General features: G+C 58.8%; 23 protein-coding genes. 6 read left to right on the forward strand and 17 right to left on the reverse strand.

What is annotated here, in order from left to right:
- Positions 1 to 10 precede the first annotated feature (10 nt).
- Genes ACR0DT_RS19800 through ACR0DT_RS19840 form a run of 9 tightly spaced genes read right to left on the reverse strand, consistent with a single transcriptional unit; the run spans position 11 to position 4,568 of the window.
- The gene (locus ACR0DT_RS19800; RefSeq protein WP_480712407.1) at positions 11 to 526 is read right to left on the reverse strand and encodes a flagellar basal body-associated protein FliL; all 516 of its coding nucleotides are present in this window, start codon (positions 524 to 526) and stop codon (positions 11 to 13) included.
- Positions 527 to 538: 12 nt separating this feature from the next.
- Positions 539 to 1,270 carry a flagellar basal body L-ring protein FlgH gene (gene flgH / locus ACR0DT_RS19805; RefSeq protein WP_480712473.1) on the reverse strand — a complete coding sequence of 244 codons (732 nt, stop codon included), beginning with the start codon at positions 1,268 to 1,270 and terminating at the stop codon, positions 539 to 541.
- Positions 1,270 to 1,686 (reverse strand): flagellar basal body P-ring formation chaperone FlgA, encoded by a 417-nt coding sequence (gene flgA / locus ACR0DT_RS19810; protein ID WP_480712408.1) that lies wholly within the window; start codon positions 1,684 to 1,686, stop codon positions 1,270 to 1,272. The genes flgH and flgA overlap by 1 nt, the downstream gene beginning before the upstream one ends.
- Positions 1,686 to 2,471 (reverse strand): flagellar basal-body rod protein FlgG, encoded by a 786-nt coding sequence (flgG, locus tag ACR0DT_RS19815; protein ID WP_480712409.1) that lies wholly within the window; start codon positions 2,469 to 2,471, stop codon positions 1,686 to 1,688. Before flgG ends, flgA begins: the two co-directional genes overlap by 1 nt.
- Positions 2,472 to 2,493: 22 nt before the next feature.
- On the reverse strand, positions 2,494 to 3,204 hold the full coding sequence (locus tag ACR0DT_RS19820) for a flagellar hook-basal body complex protein (protein WP_480712410.1): 711 nt from the start codon (positions 3,202 to 3,204) through the stop codon (positions 2,494 to 2,496).
- Entirely contained in the window at positions 3,204 to 3,476 is a 273-nt protein-coding gene (locus tag ACR0DT_RS19825; RefSeq protein ID WP_480712411.1) for a flagellar biosynthetic protein FliQ, read from the reverse strand. Before ACR0DT_RS19825 ends, ACR0DT_RS19820 begins: the two co-directional genes overlap by 1 nt.
- Positions 3,477 to 3,480: 4 nt before the next feature.
- Complete coding sequence (gene fliE / locus ACR0DT_RS19830) at positions 3,481 to 3,771, reverse strand: flagellar hook-basal body complex protein FliE (RefSeq protein WP_480712412.1); 291 nt, start codon at positions 3,769 to 3,771, stop codon at positions 3,481 to 3,483.
- Positions 3,772 to 3,782: 11 nt separating this feature from the next.
- Entirely contained in the window at positions 3,783 to 4,169 is a 387-nt protein-coding gene (gene flgC, locus ACR0DT_RS19835) for a flagellar basal body rod protein FlgC (RefSeq protein WP_480712413.1), read from the reverse strand.
- 12 nt (positions 4,170 to 4,181) lie between these two features.
- Positions 4,182 to 4,568: a FlgB family protein gene (locus ACR0DT_RS19840; protein WP_480712414.1), complete on the reverse strand. Its 387-nt coding sequence runs from the start codon at positions 4,566 to 4,568 to the stop codon at positions 4,182 to 4,184.
- A 105-nt stretch (positions 4,569 to 4,673) separates the two neighbouring features.
- Here ACR0DT_RS19840 and ACR0DT_RS19845 point away from each other — a divergent pair, with 105 nt between their 5' ends.
- The 6 genes from ACR0DT_RS19845 to ACR0DT_RS19870 all read left to right on the forward strand — a co-directional run bounded on the left by ACR0DT_RS19845 (position 4,674) and on the right by ACR0DT_RS19870 (position 11,895).
- The gene (locus ACR0DT_RS19845; protein WP_480712474.1) at positions 4,674 to 5,993 is read left to right on the forward strand and encodes a FliI/YscN family ATPase; all 1,320 of its coding nucleotides are present in this window, start codon (positions 4,674 to 4,676) and stop codon (positions 5,991 to 5,993) included.
- A gap of 85 nt (positions 5,994 to 6,078) precedes the next feature.
- Complete coding sequence (locus ACR0DT_RS19850) at positions 6,079 to 6,915, forward strand: flagellar motor protein MotB (RefSeq protein ID WP_480712415.1); 837 nt, start codon at positions 6,079 to 6,081, stop codon at positions 6,913 to 6,915.
- Positions 6,916 to 7,013: 98 nt separating this feature from the next.
- The gene (locus ACR0DT_RS19855) at positions 7,014 to 8,309 is read left to right on the forward strand and encodes a flagellar hook protein FlgE (protein ID WP_480712416.1); all 1,296 of its coding nucleotides are present in this window, start codon (positions 7,014 to 7,016) and stop codon (positions 8,307 to 8,309) included.
- A 33-nt stretch (positions 8,310 to 8,342) separates the two neighbouring features.
- Positions 8,343 to 9,794, forward strand: a complete 1,452-nt coding sequence (gene flgK / locus ACR0DT_RS19860; RefSeq protein ID WP_480712417.1) for a flagellar hook-associated protein FlgK — start codon at positions 8,343 to 8,345, stop codon at positions 9,792 to 9,794.
- Positions 9,794 to 10,804: a flagellin gene (locus tag ACR0DT_RS19865; RefSeq protein ID WP_480712418.1), complete on the forward strand. Its 1,011-nt coding sequence runs from the start codon at positions 9,794 to 9,796 to the stop codon at positions 10,802 to 10,804. Before flgK ends, ACR0DT_RS19865 begins: the two co-directional genes overlap by 1 nt.
- Positions 10,801 to 11,895 carry a flagellar basal body P-ring protein FlgI gene (locus ACR0DT_RS19870; protein WP_480712419.1) on the forward strand — a complete coding sequence of 365 codons (1,095 nt, stop codon included), beginning with the start codon at positions 10,801 to 10,803 and terminating at the stop codon, positions 11,893 to 11,895. The genes ACR0DT_RS19865 and ACR0DT_RS19870 overlap by 4 nt, the downstream gene beginning before the upstream one ends.
- A 44-nt stretch (positions 11,896 to 11,939) precedes the next feature.
- Here the strand turns inward: ACR0DT_RS19870 and ACR0DT_RS19875 are convergent, their stop codons facing one another.
- Genes ACR0DT_RS19875 through ACR0DT_RS19910 form a run of 8 tightly spaced genes read right to left on the reverse strand, consistent with a single transcriptional unit; the run spans position 11,940 to position 19,654 of the window.
- On the reverse strand, positions 11,940 to 12,587 hold the full coding sequence (locus ACR0DT_RS19875) for a DUF1523 family protein (protein WP_480712420.1): 648 nt from the start codon (positions 12,585 to 12,587) through the stop codon (positions 11,940 to 11,942).
- A gap of 11 nt (positions 12,588 to 12,598) precedes the next feature.
- Positions 12,599 to 12,865 (reverse strand): hypothetical protein, encoded by a 267-nt coding sequence (locus ACR0DT_RS19880; protein WP_480712421.1) that lies wholly within the window; start codon positions 12,863 to 12,865, stop codon positions 12,599 to 12,601.
- Positions 12,866 to 14,203 (reverse strand): DUF6638 family protein, encoded by a 1,338-nt coding sequence (locus ACR0DT_RS19885; RefSeq protein ID WP_480712422.1) that lies wholly within the window; start codon positions 14,201 to 14,203, stop codon positions 12,866 to 12,868.
- Between the two features lie 30 nt (positions 14,204 to 14,233).
- On the reverse strand, positions 14,234 to 15,154 hold the full coding sequence (locus ACR0DT_RS19890; RefSeq protein ID WP_480712423.1) for a restriction endonuclease: 921 nt from the start codon (positions 15,152 to 15,154) through the stop codon (positions 14,234 to 14,236).
- The gene (locus ACR0DT_RS19895; RefSeq protein ID WP_480712424.1) at positions 15,147 to 17,084 is read right to left on the reverse strand and encodes an AAA family ATPase; all 1,938 of its coding nucleotides are present in this window, start codon (positions 17,082 to 17,084) and stop codon (positions 15,147 to 15,149) included. Before ACR0DT_RS19895 ends, ACR0DT_RS19890 begins: the two co-directional genes overlap by 8 nt.
- Before the next feature lie 22 nt (positions 17,085 to 17,106).
- Positions 17,107 to 18,231 carry a hypothetical protein gene (locus ACR0DT_RS19900; RefSeq protein ID WP_480712425.1) on the reverse strand — a complete coding sequence of 375 codons (1,125 nt, stop codon included), beginning with the start codon at positions 18,229 to 18,231 and terminating at the stop codon, positions 17,107 to 17,109.
- The gene (locus tag ACR0DT_RS19905) at positions 18,218 to 18,574 is read right to left on the reverse strand and encodes a hypothetical protein (RefSeq protein WP_480712426.1); all 357 of its coding nucleotides are present in this window, start codon (positions 18,572 to 18,574) and stop codon (positions 18,218 to 18,220) included. Before ACR0DT_RS19905 ends, ACR0DT_RS19900 begins: the two co-directional genes overlap by 14 nt.
- Entirely contained in the window at positions 18,575 to 19,654 is a 1,080-nt protein-coding gene (locus ACR0DT_RS19910) for a hypothetical protein (protein ID WP_480712427.1), read from the reverse strand.
- Positions 19,655 to 19,810 lie beyond the last annotated feature (156 nt).

The following is a 19,810-nucleotide window of genomic DNA, read 5'->3' on the forward strand; positions in this document are numbered from 1 at the left end:
ACCGTCAGGATCAAACGTCCTGACGGTTAACGCTCATGATCAGAACCTGGAACACGTCATCGCCCAGATCCTTGCGCGCCGTCTCCAGCAACGCTTTGCGCAGAACGGTCATGTTGTCCGATTCCGTAAACGCGCCGTCGAAACCACCAGTATTGGCGTGATCGAACATGACCTGCAAAAAGCCGTCACGCAGCTTAGGTTCAAGCGCATAGAAGACCTCGGTCATACCGGGCGTGATTTCGAGGCTCAGCGACATGGTAACCAGCGCTGCGATACGATCCGCATTAACGACAGGCACCACGAATTGCTTGGTTAGTTTCAGGTACTCAAAGTCGCTTTGCGTGTCCTTTTTCCCAACCTTGTCCTTTTTCTTGGCGGATTTCTCTTTGGGTTCTTCCGCCTTGGCCTTGGGGTTTTCCTGGCTTGCAGCCTCTTTCGGCTCACCAGATGGGTCAAACACAACGCCTGCACCAATACCGGCGCCAAGACCGATCAGCAAGAAAACAACGGGTAGCAGTTTTTTCATGACATCGGCTCCTTAGTACGGCAGCACGGCATCCAGGACCTGCTGGCCATAGCGCGGCTGTTGCACATCGGTGATCTGTCCGCGTCCGCCATAAGACACGCGGGCCGAGGCGATTTTGTCATAGGTGATTTCGTTCTTGCGCGAGATATCCTGAGGGCGCACATAGCCGGTAACCAAAAGCTCTCTCAGTTCGAAATTAACGCGCAGTTCCTGTGAACCCGATATAGACAGTACCCCATTCGGCAACACGTCGATCACGGTCGCTGCCACGCGCAAAGTTAGTTTCTCCTTGCGCTTCACTGACCCCTCACCCGTGCTTTCCGAGGCGGAATCGATCTCAACGGCGTCCGCCAGAGATGCACCGTCCGGCAGATGATCCGCCGCACGTTGCGGCAGGCCGAACAAGCCGACGATGCCAAGGCTTTCCGAGGCAGATCGAGAGCGTTCCGTGTCATTCGAAAACTCGGCCTTTTCATCCAGTTCAACCACGACCGTCAGGATATCTCCCTTTTTGATCGCCCGCTGGTCGCCCAGCAACGAATGCTGCCCGCCGCTCCATAGTGAGGACCGGTCGACATTGCGCTGCGGTTGGGTGTGCAATGGCAGGCCGGGCCACAGCATGGCGACATGTTCTGGGGAATCTTCGTTCGGAGTAAAGCTTGGTGGTTTGCCCAAATGATCCAAGCGCCCGCAGGCTGACACCGCCAGAACGGCGAACAACAGAGATTTCGAAAGTCGCAACATCATTTTACCTCAATTTGGCCGTCGGGCCGGATAAGGCCCGTCACGGTGGTACGGGAGGACAGGTTCATGACCCGGATACGTTCCCCGGCGGCCCCACGACCTAGCGCGCGACCTTCTGCGGTGATCGACAGCGGTTTGCGGTCAAAGATCAGGACAACCAGATCGTTGCGATCCACCAGGGCCGGTGGACCCACATCGCCCTCCCGGATCGGGCGTCCGGGGTAAAGCGCGATGCGGGCTTCTTGCCCGATCAGATACTCAGGGGCGCTCACCGCGCCGGGCACCTGCTGGGCCTTAAGCTCCAAATCAGTCGCCGAGATGATTTCCTTGGCGCGAATGGTGCGAGTCGGCACGACGATATCAGCCAGCACCGAGGCCGGCGCTAAGAGCGCCAATATCAGGAATAGATCCCGCATCACCGCACCTGCGTGGTTGCGCCCATCATTTGGTCCACGGCGGAAATGACCTTGGCGTTCATTTCATATCCCCGCTGCGCCTCGATCAACTCGGTCACTTCGCGCACCGCATCGACCGAGCTGTCTTCAAGATACCCTTGCCGCAAGGTACCCAGACCATCCTCGCCCGGTGTGCCGACAACCGGTGCGCCCGAGGCCTCAGTTTCCTTGAACAGGTTGCTGCCAATTGCCTCAAGCCCCTTGGCGTTCGAGAAACTGGCCAACGTCAGCTCGCCCAGCAGCTGCCCGTCCGCCGTGTCGTCAAAATAGGCGTAAACCTCGCCCGCAGCGTTGATCGAGATCGACCGAGCATCATCGGGAATGGTGATTTCGGGTGCAACGGCGAATCCATCCGACGTGACAATCAGCCCTTCGGCAGAACGTTTTAGACTGCCGTCACGGGTATAGCCGGACTGGCCGTTGGCCAGCGTCACCTCTAGATAGCCACGCCCTTCGATGGCAACATCCAGATCGTTACCGGTGGCCGACAACCCACCCTGCGCCAACTGCACCGTGACCGCCGCTGGCCGCACACCCAGCCCCAGCTGAATACCAGTGGGCAGGACCGTCCCGTCATTTGCGTTCACTGCCCCTGCCCGCGCCATTTGTTGATAGTGCAGGTCCGCGAACTCGGCCCGGCGCGCGTTATAGCCGGTGGTGTTCGTGTTCGCCAGATTGTTCGAGATCGTCTCGACCCGCATCTGCTGCGCCGTCATGCCCGTCGCTGCAATTTTCAAAGCCCGCATGTTCAAATCTCCTTTTCACAAGTCAGCGCATCAGCGCTTTGAGCGCGCCGCGCAGACGTTCGTCTTCGGTTTCCAGAAAGCTTTGGCCCAACTCATAGGCACGCTGGATTTCCACCAGCCGGGTCACCTGCTCGACCGCGTTGACGTTGGATCCTTCGAGGAAGCGATGCAGGACGACGGGGTTTTCGACCGGATCAATCTCACCCTCGGCGCGGAACTGCGTACTGCCCTCACGTACCAACGTTTTGAGGTCGGCGACGCGGTAAACACCAATCTGTCCTAGAAGCTGCCCTTCGATACTCAGCGAGCCATCGCTGCCCACATCGATCGAGGCTGCATCCGGCGGGATGAAAACCGGCGCGCCATTGCTGTCCAACACGCGGCGGCCATCCATCGTGACCAGATCGCCCTCGGCGCTGGGTGAGAACGCCCCGGCGCGCGTCAGCCGGTTGCCCGAGGGCGTTTCGATCATGAAAAACCCATCGCCTTCGATGGCGAAATCAAACTGGCCTCCGGTTTCCGTCAGCAAGCCCTGCTGCAGCGAAGTATTCCGCACCTCAGCACGCGCCATAGACAAAGACGGGTTGCCCGGCATGTCACGGACAAACTCGGAAAACACCAGACCCTGCGCGCGATATCCGGTGGTGTTGGCATTGGCGATATTATTCGCCACCAGCCGCATTTCATTCATCAAACCCGATTGGCGGGACAAGGTGGTATAGTCGGTGTCCATCAGCGACCTCCGGCGATCAGTGGGATGAGGGTTGTGGTGAAAAAGGTCACTAGCGTCTGCGTCATGAACCCCATCGAGATCCAGAACACGATGACGATGGCGATCAGCTTGGGCACAAAGGTCAGTGTCATCTCCTGCACCGAGGTCAGCGCCTGGAACAGGCCGACGATCAGACCCGAGACCAGCGCCACCGACAGAATCGGGACCGAGGTGATGACCGCGACCCACAGCGCCTGGCGCACGATGTCATAGAAAAGACCTTCGCTGAGCATCGGATCAGACCGGCATCCGCAGGATTTCCTGATAGGCCTCAACCACCTTGTTGCGTACGATCACTGCTGTTTCCACGGCCAGCTCGGTCTGCGCCAGCGCCTGCACCAGAGCGTGCGGGTCGGCCTGCCCGGTCATCGCAGCTTCGGACATTTGTTCCGAGTGTTTCAGCGTCGCGGTAAAGTCCTGAAACGTGCTGCGCAGCCCTTGCGCCATTCCGGCGTGATCGGGATCGGCCTGCGTGGCCGGGCGGGCGACGGCATAATTCTGTGCTGCGGTCAGGGATCGGATATCCATTCTGGTGTCCTTTATTTTCTAAGAAGTTCCATAAGGCTCGACGACATCTGGCGTGACTGGTCGAACATTTTGAGATTGGCTTCGTAGCTGCGCTGCGCTTCGCGTGCGTCGGCGATTTCGATCATCAGATCGACATTCGAGCCGCGATAATGGCCGGTATCATCGGCCATCGGGTGACCGGGATCATAAATGCGCGAACCGTCCCGGCGATCCAGCTTGACGCGCCCGGCCTGCACCACCTCTTGCCCGTTCTTCTGCACTGTCTCGAACGGGACAGTCTTGCGACGATAACCCGGCGTGTCGGCGTTCGAGATATTCTCGGACACATGCCGCAGCCGTGCGGATTGCGCGCGCAGGGCACTGGTGGAGGCCGCGAGGGAACGGGAAAAATCGCTCATGTCCTGCGCTCCTTATGACCGGCCAAGGCTGCTGCGCAGAATGTTCATTGAGGATTTGTAGATGGTCAGCGCGCGATCATGCTGGCGCTTGACCTCGACCGCTTTGAACATCTCTTCCTCAACCGACACGCCGTTGCCGTTGGGGTCGCCCGAGGGCGCGACCTCAAACTCGGCCCAGGGCTGCGGGCCAGTGGCGCCGTTCAAATGACCTGCGCGGGTGGCGGCCATCGACACCTCGCGGCCTGAGTTTTCAAAAGCTTTTTGAAAACCCTCGATATCGCTGGGCTGGTAGCCGGGCGTATCCGCATTGGCCATGTTGCGCGCAATCACCGCCTGCCGTTGCCCGGCATGGGTTGCCATTGCGTAAGCGGTCTTAAAGACGTTCAGGTCATAGAACATCGGGGCTTCTCCCTCGATCAATTTCAATCAAGGCTTAACCCCGATTCCTTTAGAAAGCGTTTTCAGAAACCCGTTGGAGAACCCACGATGTCCGATCTCGACCCGATGCTTCTGAAATGCGAATTCGACCGCCTGTCTGCTGTGCGCCATATGGGTCGTGTTACCGGTGTGGCGCGCGGAGTCATTGAAATACAAGGGCTTGAGGGGCAAGCGCGGATCGGTGACCATCTGACTTTGCGGCGACGAAATGGCCCGGATTTGCCTGGCGAGGTGCTGCATGTCGAGGCCGACGGGATTCACATGATGCCAACCGCCGCGCCGGATGGAGTGTGCTTGGGTGATCAGGTGATTCTGGACCAGACGCCGGTTTTCGCGCCCGGCATGCACTGGCTGGGGCGCGTGGTTGACCCGTTTGGCAAACCGCTGGACGGCAAACCTCTGCTATCAGGCGCGCAGGAACAGAACATCATGCGAGCCCCGCCTCCCGCTGTGGCGCGCAAGCCGCTGGGCGCGCGAATGGAAACCGGGTTAGCCATACTCAACACCATGCTGCCGGTGGTTCAGGGCCAGCGCATCGGTCTGTTCGCCGGATCGGGCGTGGGCAAATCAACCCTGCTGGCAACGCTGGCGAAATCGATGCAGGCGGATGCCGTTGTCGTGGCGTTGGTGGGCGAGCGCGGGCGCGAGGTGAACGAGTTTGTCCAACATGCGTTAGGGGCCGAAGGGATGGAACGCTCAGTCGTGGTGGCCGCGACCTCGGATCAATCGGCGCTGGCTCGCAGGCGCTGCGCCTGGTCGGCCATGTCGGTGGCCGAGCACCTGCGCGATCAGGGGTTGAACGTTCTGTTTCTGGCCGATTCGGTGACGCGATTTGCCGAGGCCCATCGCGAAATCGCCGTAGCAATGGGCGAAGCGCCTTCGTTGCGGAGCTTCCCACCTTCGGTCACGCCGCTGATTGCTGGGTTGTGCGAACGCGCCGGCCCCGGCACGGCGGAACAAGGTGATATCACTGCCGTTTTCAGCGTTCTGGTTGCAGGCTCTGATATGGACGAGCCGGTGGCTGATATCCTACGCGGAGTTCTGGACGGGCATATCGTCCTGAACCGCGACATTGCCGAGCGCGGGCGGTTCCCGGCCATTGACCTCAGCCGCTCGGTCTCGCGTAGCCTGCCCAGCGCGGCGACCGAGGAGGAAAACCAAATGATCTCGGAAACCCGCAAACTGGTCGGCAGCTATGAACAGTCCGAAGTGATGATCAAAGCCGGGCTTTACGCCGAGGGCGCAGATCCGCTTTTGGATCAGGCCGTACGCGTGCACGAGGAACTGGATGTCTTTTTTGGCAAGCCCGAGCCAGATGGAATCAAGAACAGCTTCAACCGTCTGCAACTGATCCTGCGGCGGGCCAGCGCCGACCTGCCACGCTAGCGAAATCCGGACAGTTTTAAGTGTTAAGCCCACCTTAAGACCTGCCCGGCTACGCCTGTAGTCGGGTGATAAAAAGGTGGTGGAGATGGGTGCGCAATCCAATGCGGCGCCAATCATCATCAAGAAGAAACGTGTGTCAGGTGGCGATGGTCACCACGGTGGCGCGTGGAAAGTTGCATATGCTGACTTTGTCACGGCCATGATGGCGTTCTTCATGTTGATGTGGCTGCTGAATGCAACGACTGAGAAACAACGCAAAGGGCTGGCGGATTACTTCTCGCCAACGATTCCGGTGAACCCGGTTTCGGGCGGGGGCGATGGGGCCTTTGGCGGCAACAACATGTTTTCCGAAGTGACCATGGTGATGGACGGCTCGGGCGCGACCAAGCGGCACCCGACAATTGCGCGGCAAGCGCGGGGGTCGATCGGCGTGAACCCCGATGGCGGCAAGGAAATGTCCGAAGATTTCTCGACACTTGAGGCGCAGCTTCTGGGGCATACCGGGGAAAGCATGGTGTCGGACAAGGTGTTGAAACATATCGTCACACGCGTCACCGACGAAGGTCTGGTGGTCGAACTGTTCGATACCGAAGACCAACCGCTGTTCGAATCGGGGACGGATGAACCAACCCCGATGATGCGCGCGCTGGCGCTGCTGGTGACGCGATCGTCGGATTTGGTGACAAATGCGGTCTCGGTCGAGGGCCACGTCAGCGCCTCGCCCGTGGTTCTGGCGCAGGACCCGTCCTGGGATGTGTCGACCTCGCGCGCGCAGGTGGTGCGCCAACTGCTTGAGGATAAGGGCTTTGCGGGTTCTCGGCTGGATCGCGTGACCGGTCATGCCGATCGGGAACTGACCGATGAAAACCCGATGGCTGTGCGCAACAACAGGATCGAGATCATCTTTCTGCGCGACACCTGAAGCCACAAGGATAGGCCGCATTTTAACTGTTAGCGCGCTGTTAAGGGGCAGTGCGTTAGCTGTTGCCTCAACGATTGACGCAACAGAAGGGCGTGCCTATGACGATTTCCTCCTCTCTGAATGCCGGTGTGGCCTCATTGAAGGCTAACGCCAACCGGCTGGCGACCATTTCAGACAACATCGCCAACTCGTCGACCTTCGGCTACAAGCGGGTCGAGACGGATTTTCATTCCATGGTCACATCAGGTCAGGGCGGCAGCTACTCGGCGGGAGGGGTCAGAACCACCAGCCAGCGTCTGATCGATCAGCGCGGGTCACTGGTGACGACCAACAATTCAACCGATCTGGCCGTGCGCGGCCGGGGCATGCTGCCGGTACGCCCAAGCTCGCAAATCGCAGGTGGCTCGAATGAGATGCAACTGACCACGACCGGTTCTTTCCGCACCAATGAAGAGGGGTATTTGGTCACCGAATCCGGCCTGGTTCTGCTGGGCTGGCGCGCCAACCCGGATGGTTCGATCCCAGCGGTGCCGCGGGACACTCCGGCAGCGTTGGAGCCCGTGCAGCTGAGCGTCAATCAACTGTCCGGCGCGCCGACCACACAGATGAACCTACGCATGAACCTGCCCGCGACGGCCACCGAAGCCGGGTCGCCGGGCGACACCCAGCCCCTGTCAGTCGAGTATTTTGACAACCTGGGCAAATCCGAAAGCGTGGATATCGAGCTTGTGCCAACTGTTCCCGGCACCGGTACCAGCAATGAATGGACAATGGTGCTGCGCGATTCAGCTTCGGGTGGGGCGGTGATCGGGGAATACACGCTGACCTTCACCGACAGCCGCACTGCAGGCGGAACACTGGCCAGCGTCGCCACCGTGTCGGGCGGAGCTTATGACCCGGCAACCGGTAGCCTTGTAGTCAACGTCGCGGGCGGTCCGATGGAGATTAATATCGGCCAGATCGGCGATGCGGACGGCATTACACAGTTGTCCGACACCTTCGCGCCCGTTTCGATCACACGCGACGGGTCAGCCGTGGGCACGATGACCAGCGTTCAGGTCGATGAAAATGGCTATGTCTATGCGTTCTATGACACCGGTGTCAGCCGCCGCATGTTCCAGATCCCGCTGGCGGATGTGCCCAACCCCAATGGCCTGACCGCGCTGGACAGCCAGACTTATGCGCCATCACGGGAAAGCGGCACATATTTTCTCTGGAACGCAGGGGAAGGTCCAACGGGTGAGCTTGTGTCCTTCGCGCGTGAGGAATCGACAACCGATATCGCGACCGAGCTGACCTCGCTGATCCAAACCCAACGCGCCTATTCCTCGGCCGCTACGGTGATTCAGACCGTTGATGAGATGCTGCAGGAAACCACCAATATCAAACGCTGATTTGGGTTTTGACCCGGAAAGGGGGCCTGTCTGATGAATTTGTCGACAGCATTCAACAACGCCGTCAGCGGTCTGACGGCCTCAAGCCGCGGCACCTCGGTCGTGTCGGACAATATCGCCAACGCGCGGACGCCCAGTTATGCCCGCAGGTCGCTGGAACTGACAACGAACGTGATTTCGGGCACCGGGGTGCGCACGGTCGGTGTCGTCCGCAATCAGGACCCGGTTCTGACCGCCAACCGTCGCACCACCGATGCGGAACTGGCGTATCAATTTGCGGTTTCCAACTTTCACACCAGTGTCGAGGGCGTCGTTGGCACGGTTGACGATCCCACATCGCTTGCCAATCGGTTGGCTGAGTTCGACAGCAGCCTGATCACGGCTGCCAGCCTGCCCGATTCCTCGGAGCGGCTGGATCAGGTGGCCCGCGCCGGGCGCGATCTGGCCAACGCGCTCAATTCTGCATCTGAAGGTGTTCGCCAACTGCGTTCGGACGCCGACCGCAGCATTGGCAAGCAGGTGGAAAGGCTGAACCAGACCCTCAAGGAAATCGAGAAGCTGAACGCCAGAATCCCCGCTGTCAAACATGCGGGTGGCGATATTGGTGCCCTGCTGGACCAGCGGCAAGTGTTGATAGATCAGGTAAATGAGTTGGTGCCGGTGAACGCGGTTCCGCGGGCGAATGATCAGGTGTCGTTATACTCAGACGGCGGCCTGATCCTGCTGGAAGGCACGGCGGTCGAGTTTTCCTTTACCACCACAGGCGACACCAAACCCCATATGACGGTGGGAAACGGGCTGTTGTCCGGTTTGGAGATGAACGGAAACCCAGTGCGCACCAGCGGCGACAACGCCCAGATACGTGGCGGTGCGCTAACGGCGCAGTTTGAAATTCGCGATGAGCTGGCGGTTGAAGCGCAGGCCAATCTCGACTCGGTCGCACGGGATTTGATCGAACGGTTCGAGACACCCGGTCTGGACCCCACCGCATTGCCCACAGACTCCGGCCTGTTCACAGATGCCGGCAACCGGTTTGATGCCACCGCGCCCGAGGGGCTGGCTTCACGCGTCAGCCTGAACGCGGTTGTCGATCCAGACTATGGTGGCGACAGCTGGCGTCTGCGCGACGGGCTTGGTTCAATCGCTCCCGGCGATCCGGGCGATGCGACGCAATTGCAGGCTTTTGGCGCTGTTCTCAGCGATGCACGACCCGTCGCAGGATCACCCTTTGGCACCGGCAATATGCGCGCCTCGGACCTGACCGAGGGGTTGATGTCCAGAACAGGGTCGAACGCCCATACCGCCAGCCAACGCCTGACATTTGCCAACAGCGCAAAGCTGAAAATGGCCCGGATCGAGGCGGAACAGGGCGTGGATACCGACCAGGAATTACAAAACCTGATGGAGATCGAGCAGGCCTATGCCGCGAATGCGCGGGTCATCTCGGTGGTGGATGAATTGATGCAAACCTTGTTGAGGCTCTGATGATGAATTTGACGTCTATTGGCGATCTGGCGCGGGGCATGACTTTGCGGACCCGCTCGAGCGAACTCAGAAACGAAATCGAAACCCTGTCTTACGAGATGTCCACCGGCAAGGTTCAAGACGTGTCCGGGCGGCTGGATGGCGACTATTCCCATCTGCTGGATCTGGACCGCAGCCTGTCGCGCCTGAACGCCTATCAGGTATCCACGGCCGAGGCCGGGCTGTTCACCGACGCCATGCAGCTAAGCCTGACCACGATCAACGAGTCCGTGACCGAGTTCACCTCATCCCTTCTGTCCTTCGGCACGTCGAACCAAGCGGTGAGCCATGAAAACGCATCGGTTCAGGCCCGGAATGAGCTGGATACGATCATTTCGGCGCTGAACACGCGCGCGGGGGGTCGCAGCTTGTATTCCGGTGCAGCCACGGATGTCTCCCCCCTGCCTTCAACCGACACGTTGCTAACTGCGCTTGAAGCGGAATTGAGCGGATACACGACAACGGCAGATATCCGGCAGGCTGCGGAAGATTGGTTCAACGACCCCGCCGGGTTTGACGCGGTGATCTATCAGGGCTCCAGCAATGCGCTGGCACCGATGCAGATATCCGAGAATGAAAGCGTCAGGATACCAATCACGGCCACCGATCCCGCGATCAAGGATGCGATACGGGATATTGCCGTGACGGCGCTGGTGTCTGACGATGCCCTGAACCTGCCGCGCGATCAGCGCACCGCCCTGTTTACGCAACTTGGGGTCGATCTGGCGAATACCCAGAACGATGTGGTGAATCTGCGCGCTCAGGTCGGGTCGGCAGAGGCGCGGATCGAACAGTCGGCCACCCGCAACAGTGCGGCGCAGACCAGCCTGGAGTTCAGCCGGAACAAGTTGATCGCTGCGGACCCTTATGAAACCGCCGCCCAACTGCAGACCGTCCAGTTCCAGTTGGAGAGCCTGTATTCCGTCACCGTTCGCAATGCGAACCTGTCGCTGGTGAGTTTCCTGAGATGAAGCTGCTTATTTTCCTGTTGATGTTGCTGCCCGGGATTGTATCCGCCGGTGCGATCCGCCTGAAGGACCTTGTGGATTTTGACGGGGTGCGGGGTAATGACCTGGTCGGCTATGGCCTGGTCGTCGGGCTGAACGGAACCGGTGATGGGCTGCGCAATTCACCCTTCACCGAAGAGATCATGTCGAACATCCTGGAACGGCTGGGCGTCAACGTGAATGGTGAGGATTTTCGGCCCAAAAACGTGGCGGCTGTGTTGGTGACCGCCAGCCTGCCGCCTTTTGCCCGGGTTGGTGGGCAGATCGACGTGACGGTTTCGGCCATTGGCGATTCTAAAGGCCTTCTGGGCGGTACCCTGATCATGACGCCACTCAACGCGGCAGACGGGCAAATCTATGCCGTGGCCCAAGGTACAGTTCTGGCCGGAGGTGCCGTGGCCGAGGGTGAGGCAGCCTCGGTCGTGCAAGGCGTGCCAACCTCGGGCGTGATTCCCACGGGCGCACGGGTCGAGCGTGAGATCGACTTTGACCTGTCGACCCTGACGCAAATGCGCCTTGCCCTGCGCGAGCCGGACTTCACCACTGCCAGCCGAATTGAAACTGCGATCAACACAGAGTTTAACCGAGCGGTGGCGATCATGCGGGATTCCGGCACGGTTGAGCTTAACATCGCGGCAACCCAGTCGATTTCGACTGCGCATGCACTGGGTCGGATCGAAAACATTCTGGTGGAGCCGGAAACCAAGGCGCGTGTCGTGGTCGATCAGCGCTCGGGCACCATTGTCATGGGGCAGGAAGTTCGGATTTCACGGGTCGCAGTATCTCAAGGCAACCTGACTCTCACGGTCGAGGAAGCGCCCATCGCGGTTCAGCCAAACCCCTTTGCCCGTGGGGAAACGGTTGTGGTTCCCCGCACCTTTGCCGGTATCGAAGAGGAAGAAGGCACCGGTCTGGCCGAAATCCCCGAAGCCACCACTCTGTCCGAGGTCGTGGCCGGACTGAACGCGCTGGGCGTGTCTCCCCGGGACATGATCGACATCCTGAAAACCATCAAAGCCGCCGGGGCGTTGCACGCTGAATTCGTAGTCCGATAAAGGACCAACACCAGCCAAACGGCGGGATCAGATGATCCTCGCCATCACTTGGACTTCCAACTGTCCAGCCAGCGGCGGAACCCGTTGCGTTTCTCTTCGATTGCATCACCGGCGGCATAGAGTCCGTCTTCCATATTCTCAAGCATCGGATCGATGCGGCGTTGCCGAAACCGACGCCAGCGCACCCAGATCGCCCAGACGATGGCAAAGAACACGGTCAGAAAGATGATGTTGAACCATGGGATCAGCCGGACATCCGGGCTGTCCACCGGACGTACCGAGACCACATTGGGGAAGATCGACATAAGCTGATTACGCCAGCCATAATGGCGCAAGACCACCCATTGCGGGTTATCTGCAGTCGATACGAGGTTGGTCAGTTCGGCCTGCAGGTTCGAGCTGTCGAGTTTGAAATAGGGCGGCCAGCCCCAGCCAGTATCCTCGTTACGATAGACGCGCGGTTTTCCGTTGGGGCGGAAGGTTTCGACAAAACGCACATCACGATTGGTGGTCTGTGCCCCTTCCTGACCGGTATCCTGCTGTGCCCAGAAGATCGAGTTCTCACCAAAATCGACGCGCCGCACCTCAGTCTTTACGATCCGCACCACATCCTGCTGTGGCAAGGTGTATTCCAGCACCGAGGCAACCAGCCCCCAGAACACGATGATGAGTACCCATTTGACATAGACCATCTATCCGGCCCTCATTTGAAATTTGTAATATAGATCAGCAGGGCAATGGCCCCAAGCGGGATGACGTAGACACCCAGCAGCAGTTTCTTGCGGAACGATTTGTCATATTGCCGCATTCCCCGCGTCAGAAAAGCCTCACGATCACCGTGCAGCCCCTTTTTCTCCCAATGCGCGATCAGCTTGCGGCGGCGGACAAGTCGGGAATAGATCGACAGCCCGACATAGATCACGGTCAGAAAGATCAGTAGAGGGATCAGAAAACGGATTGCGACGAGCATTCAATTCCTCCCTACTGCGCCCCAGGGGCCGACGCGCGCAATGATGTCATCGCTGATCCGGTCCTTACCACTCATGTCCGGCTCATGGCCGAACAGCGCGGCGCGGGCGCCCGCCTTGTCCACCTGATACTCGCGCGCGAGGAAGTCGGCAACATAGGCTTTCTTGGTCTCGGACCAGCCGGCATAGGTGCTGTAAAACAGCTCCTTATGGCAAATGAACATCTGGCGCGGGTCCAGCGGGGCCAATTCGGCCAGCAGCATGTTCACCAGATCGCGGTTCGGCGTATCGGCGGCCCGAAATGTGTAGAAATATGCCGGGTGGTCCGAGGTGATGCGCGGCCACGGTCCGCCATCTTTCGCCCAGCGCAGCAGTTGGGCCAACCCGTGATACGCCTCGGGCAGGCGATCCGCGTGGTTGCGGGCCAGCCGCCGCATATCGCTGCGGTCGAGGCCTTTCAGATCGACACCCGCATCCGCTGCGGCGTCGACGGTCAAAAAGTCCATCTTTTGCTGCAGGATCGCGGCGGAATTCACCCCGCGGGCCTCGATTATCGTTTCGACCAAATTGTTCAGCCCCAGGAATTTGGCAATCCGGTTTCGGTCAGACGCGTCGAACACGTACTTGATCGGCAGATCATCCGGTCGGTCACCCATACAGATCGCCGCCGGATGATCCACATCCGGAAACAGGTAAAGCCCACCAAAATGCGCCGTCCAGAAGTTGCGCTGCTCGAACGCCGTGTGACGCAGGCGGACAGGGTTGCGGGTGACGTCGCCGGTTTCCTTGGCCGTTTCGATCATCTTCGCGATCAGCACATCATCGAACCAGGCGTCTTCTTCAGTCTTGAACTGTTCGACCATGCCCGCCAGTTGCTGCGCCTTGCGCAGGGTGCCGCCTGCGGTGTCAGCCTCGATCTCGATCTTTTTGATGTTCAGCAGGTCGCGTGGCGTGGTGAGTTTGATGACCGAGTTCACCAGCTCTCCGGCCACCGCATCTGTGGCAGTCAGGGCGAACAGCTGCGCCTCGTTCATCTCGATGAATTCGCGCAGGATATCGCGTGAGGTCGAGAATTTGACGTTCAGCAGAGGCGCGCGTTTCTGCTCGGTCGTCAGCAGGATAAACTGCCGGTTGACCCCGTTGGGGTTGAGATAGAGCGGGTCGTCCAGCTCAATCCCTACCTCCGGCGAATAGCCCGATATATCGACATGGAAATCCGTCAGCTCCGTGGTCTTGCCCGCCAGATGCTGCAGCGCGCGGTTATACCGCTCGACCAGAGCCGGGCTGGAGATGTGGACGAGGTTGCCGAACATCAGGCCTTTTTCGATGAGGCGGATCACTAAGCAGACCTTCCTTCCATTTGTTTAATACTAAACGCTGGCAAAGAACTTCTCATCTATTGTGACCGCCTCAATCATTTCTGTCGCAACCCCAAGGTCATTTTCTTTGAGCAGATCACACAGGCGATCTCCATCGATTAGGTCAATCGCTGTCGCACCATCCCTTGTAGCTTCGTCCGAAGCTTGTGCGGTAAAATTGCCAGTCGTTATGAACAGCCCTTTGTCAGCTCGGCCCATCATCGCGCCCCTGAAGTCGCGAATTTCCGAAGACCCAACGCTTCCTTTGTAGCGTTTACACTGAAAGAACACCTGAAAAGAAACGAGGTTCACGCGAAGTACGCCAACGCCATCGATTCCACCATCACCGGATTTTCCTCGAACCTCGACTTTGGTGAAACCTGCTTCTCGAAGCAAACGCTGTGCTAAGCGCTCAAAGGCGTAAGGATCCATTTGCTTCAAAGTAGAGAGCAACCTGGATTTCCAGGTCTCTGTGTCGGGCGTCTCTTCTATCTTGCCAATCTGATCAGTAGGTGAAAACAATTCGGGCTCATCCCCGTTTTGTTGCTTTTTCTTCCGCCGCTCGCGAGCTCTAGCTTTTTCTTCCTCGTTCACCTGGTCGATTATTTTCTGAGTATCGCCAATCGTCTCAATCGTGCTCCCGAACTCAGTTAACGCCCAAATACCACGAGCGGAATTCTCGAGGGCCCCACCCTTCTTCAAGAAGGTTCGAGCCCAAGCCAGATAATAGTTCAATCGTGGTTGTCCCTGATTGGTTCCCGTCATCATGAAGGATTGTTCTTCCTCAGAAACACCTTCGATTTCGGCGACCTTCTCATCCAGTTCATAAATACTTGCTGAGCCACCTATCTGTTTCATGGCTTCGACGGTTACCAACATCATCCCGGACATTTCCGGGTAACCTTCGGCCTCAATAACAAATTTTCTATCCAATGTTCTTTCCTTCAATATACCGCCGCTTGGCCTCTTCCATCCGGCCCATCTCACGCACCGCGTTTTCGATGGCGACCTCATCGCTCTTGTCGGCATAGCGGAACTCGCTGTCGGCGTAGCGGTTGATCTCTTGCATCACCATCTCGACCGTGATCGGCTGGCGCAGGTCCTCGATCATCGCTTTCTTGGTGTCGTAGTCGCGGAACAGGAACAGGTCGGGGTTCTCCATCCACTCGTCGGGCAGCTCGAAATCCATCGCGCGGACCTTGACCGCGTCGGTGATGTTCTTGATCGCGCGGCCGGTGAACCGCTCATCCGCCTGCTGGATCGCCTTGAGGTAGGTGCCCAGCTTGGCAATCGTATCCATCTGGCCGATGTCGCCGGAGACCCGGTCGTAAACCTGCAGCAAGGCGTCCTCATGCGGGCGGGAATGACTTTCGAATCTGGCGGCGACGGCCTTCTTGATCTCTTGCGCGGCATAGGCGTCGTGCTCGCCCAGAGGGATATCGTGGTTGCGGCCCATCAGCAGATGCAGGATGTCGATGTAATCCTCGCGCGTCTGCGGCCCGTCCACCAGGAACCGCGCACCCGCCCGCTGGCGCAGGGCGTCGTCCACATTCTCGGGATAGTTCGAGAACATGCCAAAGGTGCAGTTGCCGCGCACGACGGTGTTGGCACCGGCAAAGCTCTCCATCAGAACGGCGGTAATTTCCAACTGCCCGGCCGAGGACTGCCGGTCGCCGCGTTTGCCCGCCAGTTGATCGATATCGTCGATGGTGCCGAAGCCGATGACCGAGGGGTCGACGATCGTGTTGATAAAGGCCTTGGCGTTCTGGCCGGACTTGCCCTGATAGCTGTCGATATTGTCGGTGCTCAGGTTCTGATAGCGGAACGGGTATCCCGCGTTCTGACAATAGTCGTTGATCAGCCCGGCCATCATCTGGATCAGGGTGGTTTTGCCGGTGCCCGGCTTGCCGTCGCCCATGAAGGTGAAGATGAACCCGCCGAGTTCGGCAAACGGATTCAGGCGACGGTCGAAGTCATAGGCCATCAGCATCTTGGCCAACTTCATCGCCTGATACTTGGCGATGTGGTTTCCCACCACTTCGTTCGGTTTCTTGAACGTCATGGTCAGGGTAGTGGACTTGGCTTTTGAGGCCGGCTCAAACCCACGGATCGTCAGGTCGTCCGCCTCGATATGCCAGGCGGCGTTCTGGAACGGGGCCAGATGACCTGCGGATTGGGCACGCAGGGCGGCCTTCTCCATCAGTTGCTCGGCATAGGCGCTGGTGGCCGCGATCAGATGGGCATCGTCGGGGGCGTGTTTAGCCAGTATCTGGTCCAGTTCCCACAGCGCGCCATGCAGGGCGAGTTGGCCGTTGTCGGTCAGAACTTCTTCAATCTCACCGATATCGACCGTGGTCTCGCCTAGATGAGAGGACATCAGATAGGCCAGCGCGTTGCCGAAGGTGTGGGATGTGATCAGGGCCTCAGCCGTCAGTAGTTCCGAAAACTCGGTTTTGCGGGCAGCGGGCAGGTCCCCGGCCAGATTGGCGCGCTTCAAATCGGCCAGCGGGGTCTGTTCCGCGTAGGCCTCGGCCACAGCGAGAGCGATGGCAATGGCGCGGCGAATGGCCTGCTGCGTGGTGGCCTGCGGTGGTGACACCAGCGCATCGCCATCATCCGAGGCCTCGATCCGTTCGACCAAATGCACGCCATCCGCACGCACGGTGCGTCGCGTGACCAGCCCCGGCGTGGTCGACCGGAACCGCCGTCCGGTCGACACACCCGGTGACCGTTCGATGGCGGCCTCAACAGGTTTGGCAATCCGCGGCGCGTGTTCGAACCCGTTCAGCAAGGCGGTCGCCGCCGGATAGTACTTACGAATGTCGTCTTCGCGCAATTCCATCTGATCTGACGTCAAACTCATTTCAAAATCGCCTTTGCTGTCTTCAATATCTCAAGACCTGTCCGGTCTTGCTGACCACGAACTTGCGCACATCGGCAAAGCCCGGCGGGTTGCGTTCGGCCAAAACCTGAAACGGGCGCTGGGGCAGGATGATCGATCTCTGGGTGCGCGTGGCACCGGTCTCGGCCCCTTGCCCGCCGAACGGGTCCAAAGCGAAGACCTCGCGTTCGACGGTAGAAAACCAGCCTGCGCGCTCCTCGATCACCTCTTCGCTTTCCAGCTCTTCGGTGGTCCAGGCCAGTGCCCAGTCCTGACCTTCGGGCGCCTGCGCGTCTTCCAGCACTTGCCGCAGAGGGCCGGATTGCTCGGTATAGGCCGAGGAATACATCGGGCCTACATGGATGCGGCGCAGGTGTTTGGGGTGCAGGTCGTCGAAATCCTGATCGAAGCCCTTGGCAATGGTCACCAGTTTCAACCCGCCCAGAGACTGCGCCATCAGATGCGCCTGTACTTCGGGCCAGCGGCGTTGGTCCTTGGGCAGGGCGGTTTTGCCGCTATCCTCCAACTGCATCAGGTAGATGACCGGCAGGTTGATCTGGCTGTCATAGACTGCCCAGTGGATCATGAACCTGCGCCGCTCGCCCTCATTTCCGATCCAGTGGCATTCGGGGTCGTTGCGGACCCAAAACAGCTGACCTTTCAGCAATTCCTCGTAATAGAGCCTTTGGGACAACGCGAATTGCAACTTGGTGGGGATTTCCCGGTCGCCAATGATCGTCCGCACCATGTCTGTCTTCAGGTCGTCTTCCGAGGGCATATTCGCCAGATGCACCTGCGCCTGCTGCGCGTCATTGGCCATGGTCAGCAACTCGGCCGCCACCGGAAACCCGCTGTCGCGCTTGTCCATGGCGAGGCTGCCAAAAAACCGTCCCGTATCGCGCCCGACCAGCAGGTATTTCATGGAAAGCGCGCGGAAGGTGTAGAGCAGCCCCGAGAGGTAGCGCGACACGATCCGTACCTCTTGTTTCGAGATCGCGCCCTCAGCCTCCATCGTCGCGGCCACGCGCAGGAGGTGGACGGTGATCACCTCGAATTTGCGGAAGTAACGGCGCGAGGCGAAGGTGTCGGTCAGGCCGACATGGTCTTGGGTGGGGTTAATTTCGGCCACGCATGAACTTTCTATATCTGGTCCAATCTTGCGCAAAGTATCCAAAACGACCTCGTACTACGCGTATCGCTTGAGTCATCGACATGCCGTTGTTTCGAAGGATCGCTTCATTCAAGTTGACCAACGCCAACCAAATAGCTGGAAGCCAAATTCGGACAATGAAATAGACGTAAGCCGGAAGCAGCACAGCGCCGAACAATACAGCTAAACCTTCAACGATCCCGTCATCAGGTAAACCCAAAAAAGCGAGCGCCCACAAAGTCAACATGAAGACGGCCAGCACGACTCCCAATGCCCCAAGGAAAACGAACATTGGGCCAAACATCAGAATGAAAGAGGCCATTTAACCCCCATACAGGTTCTTATCATGCTTCTCGACAATCGAGGCAAACCGGCGGGCAAAACGCTCATCCGCCTTCGCCTTTTTCTCCAGCACGTCGCGGGCAAAGACCATGTGGTCCTCATGCGCCTCAAGCATGTCGGCCATTTTCTGGTTGGTCGCGGTGCCGATGGCGGCCATGGCGGTTTGCGCTTCTTGGTCAGTCTGCACGCCGATCTCGTTGATGCGGTGGGCCACGTCCTGCTGCTGCGCTGTTTTCAGCGATTTGGTCAGGGCGTCATAGAGCACGACGCGCTGTTGCGTGTCTGTCTGCAACTTGTTGATCAGCACCATCTGCGTCGCCGCCTGATTCTGGAGTGAATCGACCCAGGTCTTGCCCTTTTCGATATAGCGTTCCAGCGTCTGGGATTTGGCCAGCTTGACTTGCTCTTCCTGAACCTTGGCGTTGTATTGCTTGTTCAGCTCGGCCAGTTCGGTTTCTAGCTGCGTCCGTGCGGCGGCGTCCTGTTCGACGCTGATCTTGTTTTCCAGCGTGATGATGGCCGGGTCCATGCCCTGAATCTCGGTCCGCAGCGCTTCCAGTTCGGCCACGGTGGCCTCACGGTCGTCCAGCGTGCCGCTCAGGTTGTCTTCGACCTTCACGCGCTGTTCTTCCAGAACAGACAGCTGCCCTTCCAGCAGTTTCACGATCACGTCGGATTTGGCGATCAGGTCCTGCAGCTTGTCATCGATGTTGGCGGTGCGCATCCGCTCCTGCCGCATCGATTCCGATTTGCCGCGCGAGAAGATGCCGACAAAGCTCTCCCACCCGGTTTTCGAGCGCATCTCGTCGAAATCCTTGGAAAACGCGTTGGTGACATCGTCCAGCCCCATGATCAGCTCGGCGATATTGGCGTTCATCACCTCGGTATGGGCGTGCACATCCTCAAGCGTGGCGTTTTCGATGTCGATATCGGCCTCGGCGGTACCAATCTTGGCGCGGGCGGCTTCAATCCGCGAAGTCAGCCCCTCAATCTGTGATTGGCTTTCCCGGACTTTCGCCTGAGTCTCTTCGATCAAGGCGTCAAATTGGTGGTTCGACATCGCTGCTATCCCTTTTTTCTTTATTTACCCAATAAGATAGGAAATGTTACGGGTATTTACATCCCCTTGGGTCCAAAATTCCTGCAGACTTTGGCAAACTCAGCCTGAAAAAGATAGGCGCGATAGATCGAGCTGATCCGTGAATTTTTTGATCAA

Source organism: Ruegeria sp. BI11 (genome assembly GCF_056538005.1).

What these genes read in the sequence shown, in the direction of transcription:
- flgC (WP_480712413.1), bottom strand. Translation starts at nt 4,169, where the DNA reads ATGAGCGATTTTTCCCGTTCCCTCGCGGCCTCCACCAGTGCCCTGCGC.
- ACR0DT_RS19905 (WP_480712426.1), bottom strand. Translation starts at nt 18,574, where the DNA reads ATGGCCTCTTTCATTCTGATGTTTGGCCCAATGTTCGTTTTCCTTGGG.
- ACR0DT_RS19850 (WP_480712415.1), top strand. Translation starts at nt 6,079, where the DNA reads ATGGGTGCGCAATCCAATGCGGCGCCAATCATCATCAAGAAGAAACGT.
- flgK (WP_480712417.1), top strand. Translation starts at nt 8,343, where the DNA reads ATGAATTTGTCGACAGCATTCAACAACGCCGTCAGCGGTCTGACGGCC.
- ACR0DT_RS19845 (WP_480712474.1), top strand. Translation starts at nt 4,674, where the DNA reads ATGCTTCTGAAATGCGAATTCGACCGCCTGTCTGCTGTGCGCCATATG.
- ACR0DT_RS19855 (WP_480712416.1), top strand. Translation starts at nt 7,014, where the DNA reads ATGACGATTTCCTCCTCTCTGAATGCCGGTGTGGCCTCATTGAAGGCT.
- ACR0DT_RS19910 (WP_480712427.1), bottom strand. Translation starts at nt 19,654, where the DNA reads ATGTCGAACCACCAATTTGACGCCTTGATCGAAGAGACTCAGGCGAAA.
- ACR0DT_RS19825 (WP_480712411.1), bottom strand. Translation starts at nt 3,476, where the DNA reads ATGCTCAGCGAAGGTCTTTTCTATGACATCGTGCGCCAGGCGCTGTGG.
- ACR0DT_RS19800 (WP_480712407.1), bottom strand. Translation starts at nt 526, where the DNA reads ATGAAAAAACTGCTACCCGTTGTTTTCTTGCTGATCGGTCTTGGCGCC.
- fliE (WP_480712412.1), bottom strand. Translation starts at nt 3,771, where the DNA reads ATGGATATCCGATCCCTGACCGCAGCACAGAATTATGCCGTCGCCCGC.
- flgH (WP_480712473.1), bottom strand. Translation starts at nt 1,270, where the DNA reads ATGTTGCGACTTTCGAAATCTCTGTTGTTCGCCGTTCTGGCGGTGTCA.
- ACR0DT_RS19880 (WP_480712421.1), bottom strand. Translation starts at nt 12,865, where the DNA reads ATGCTCGTCGCAATCCGTTTTCTGATCCCTCTACTGATCTTTCTGACC.
- ACR0DT_RS19870 (WP_480712419.1), top strand. Translation starts at nt 10,801, where the DNA reads ATGAAGCTGCTTATTTTCCTGTTGATGTTGCTGCCCGGGATTGTATCC.
- ACR0DT_RS19820 (WP_480712410.1), bottom strand. Translation starts at nt 3,204, where the DNA reads ATGGACACCGACTATACCACCTTGTCCCGCCAATCGGGTTTGATGAAT.
- flgG (WP_480712409.1), bottom strand. Translation starts at nt 2,471, where the DNA reads ATGCGGGCTTTGAAAATTGCAGCGACGGGCATGACGGCGCAGCAGATG.
- ACR0DT_RS19840 (WP_480712414.1), bottom strand. Translation starts at nt 4,568, where the DNA reads ATGTTCTATGACCTGAACGTCTTTAAGACCGCTTACGCAATGGCAACC.
- ACR0DT_RS19865 (WP_480712418.1), top strand. Translation starts at nt 9,794, where the DNA reads ATGATGAATTTGACGTCTATTGGCGATCTGGCGCGGGGCATGACTTTG.
- ACR0DT_RS19875 (WP_480712420.1), bottom strand. Translation starts at nt 12,587, where the DNA reads ATGGTCTATGTCAAATGGGTACTCATCATCGTGTTCTGGGGGCTGGTT.
- flgA (WP_480712408.1), bottom strand. Translation starts at nt 1,686, where the DNA reads ATGCGGGATCTATTCCTGATATTGGCGCTCTTAGCGCCGGCCTCGGTG.
- ACR0DT_RS19895 (WP_480712424.1), bottom strand. Translation starts at nt 17,084, where the DNA reads ATGAGTTTGACGTCAGATCAGATGGAATTGCGCGAAGACGACATTCGT.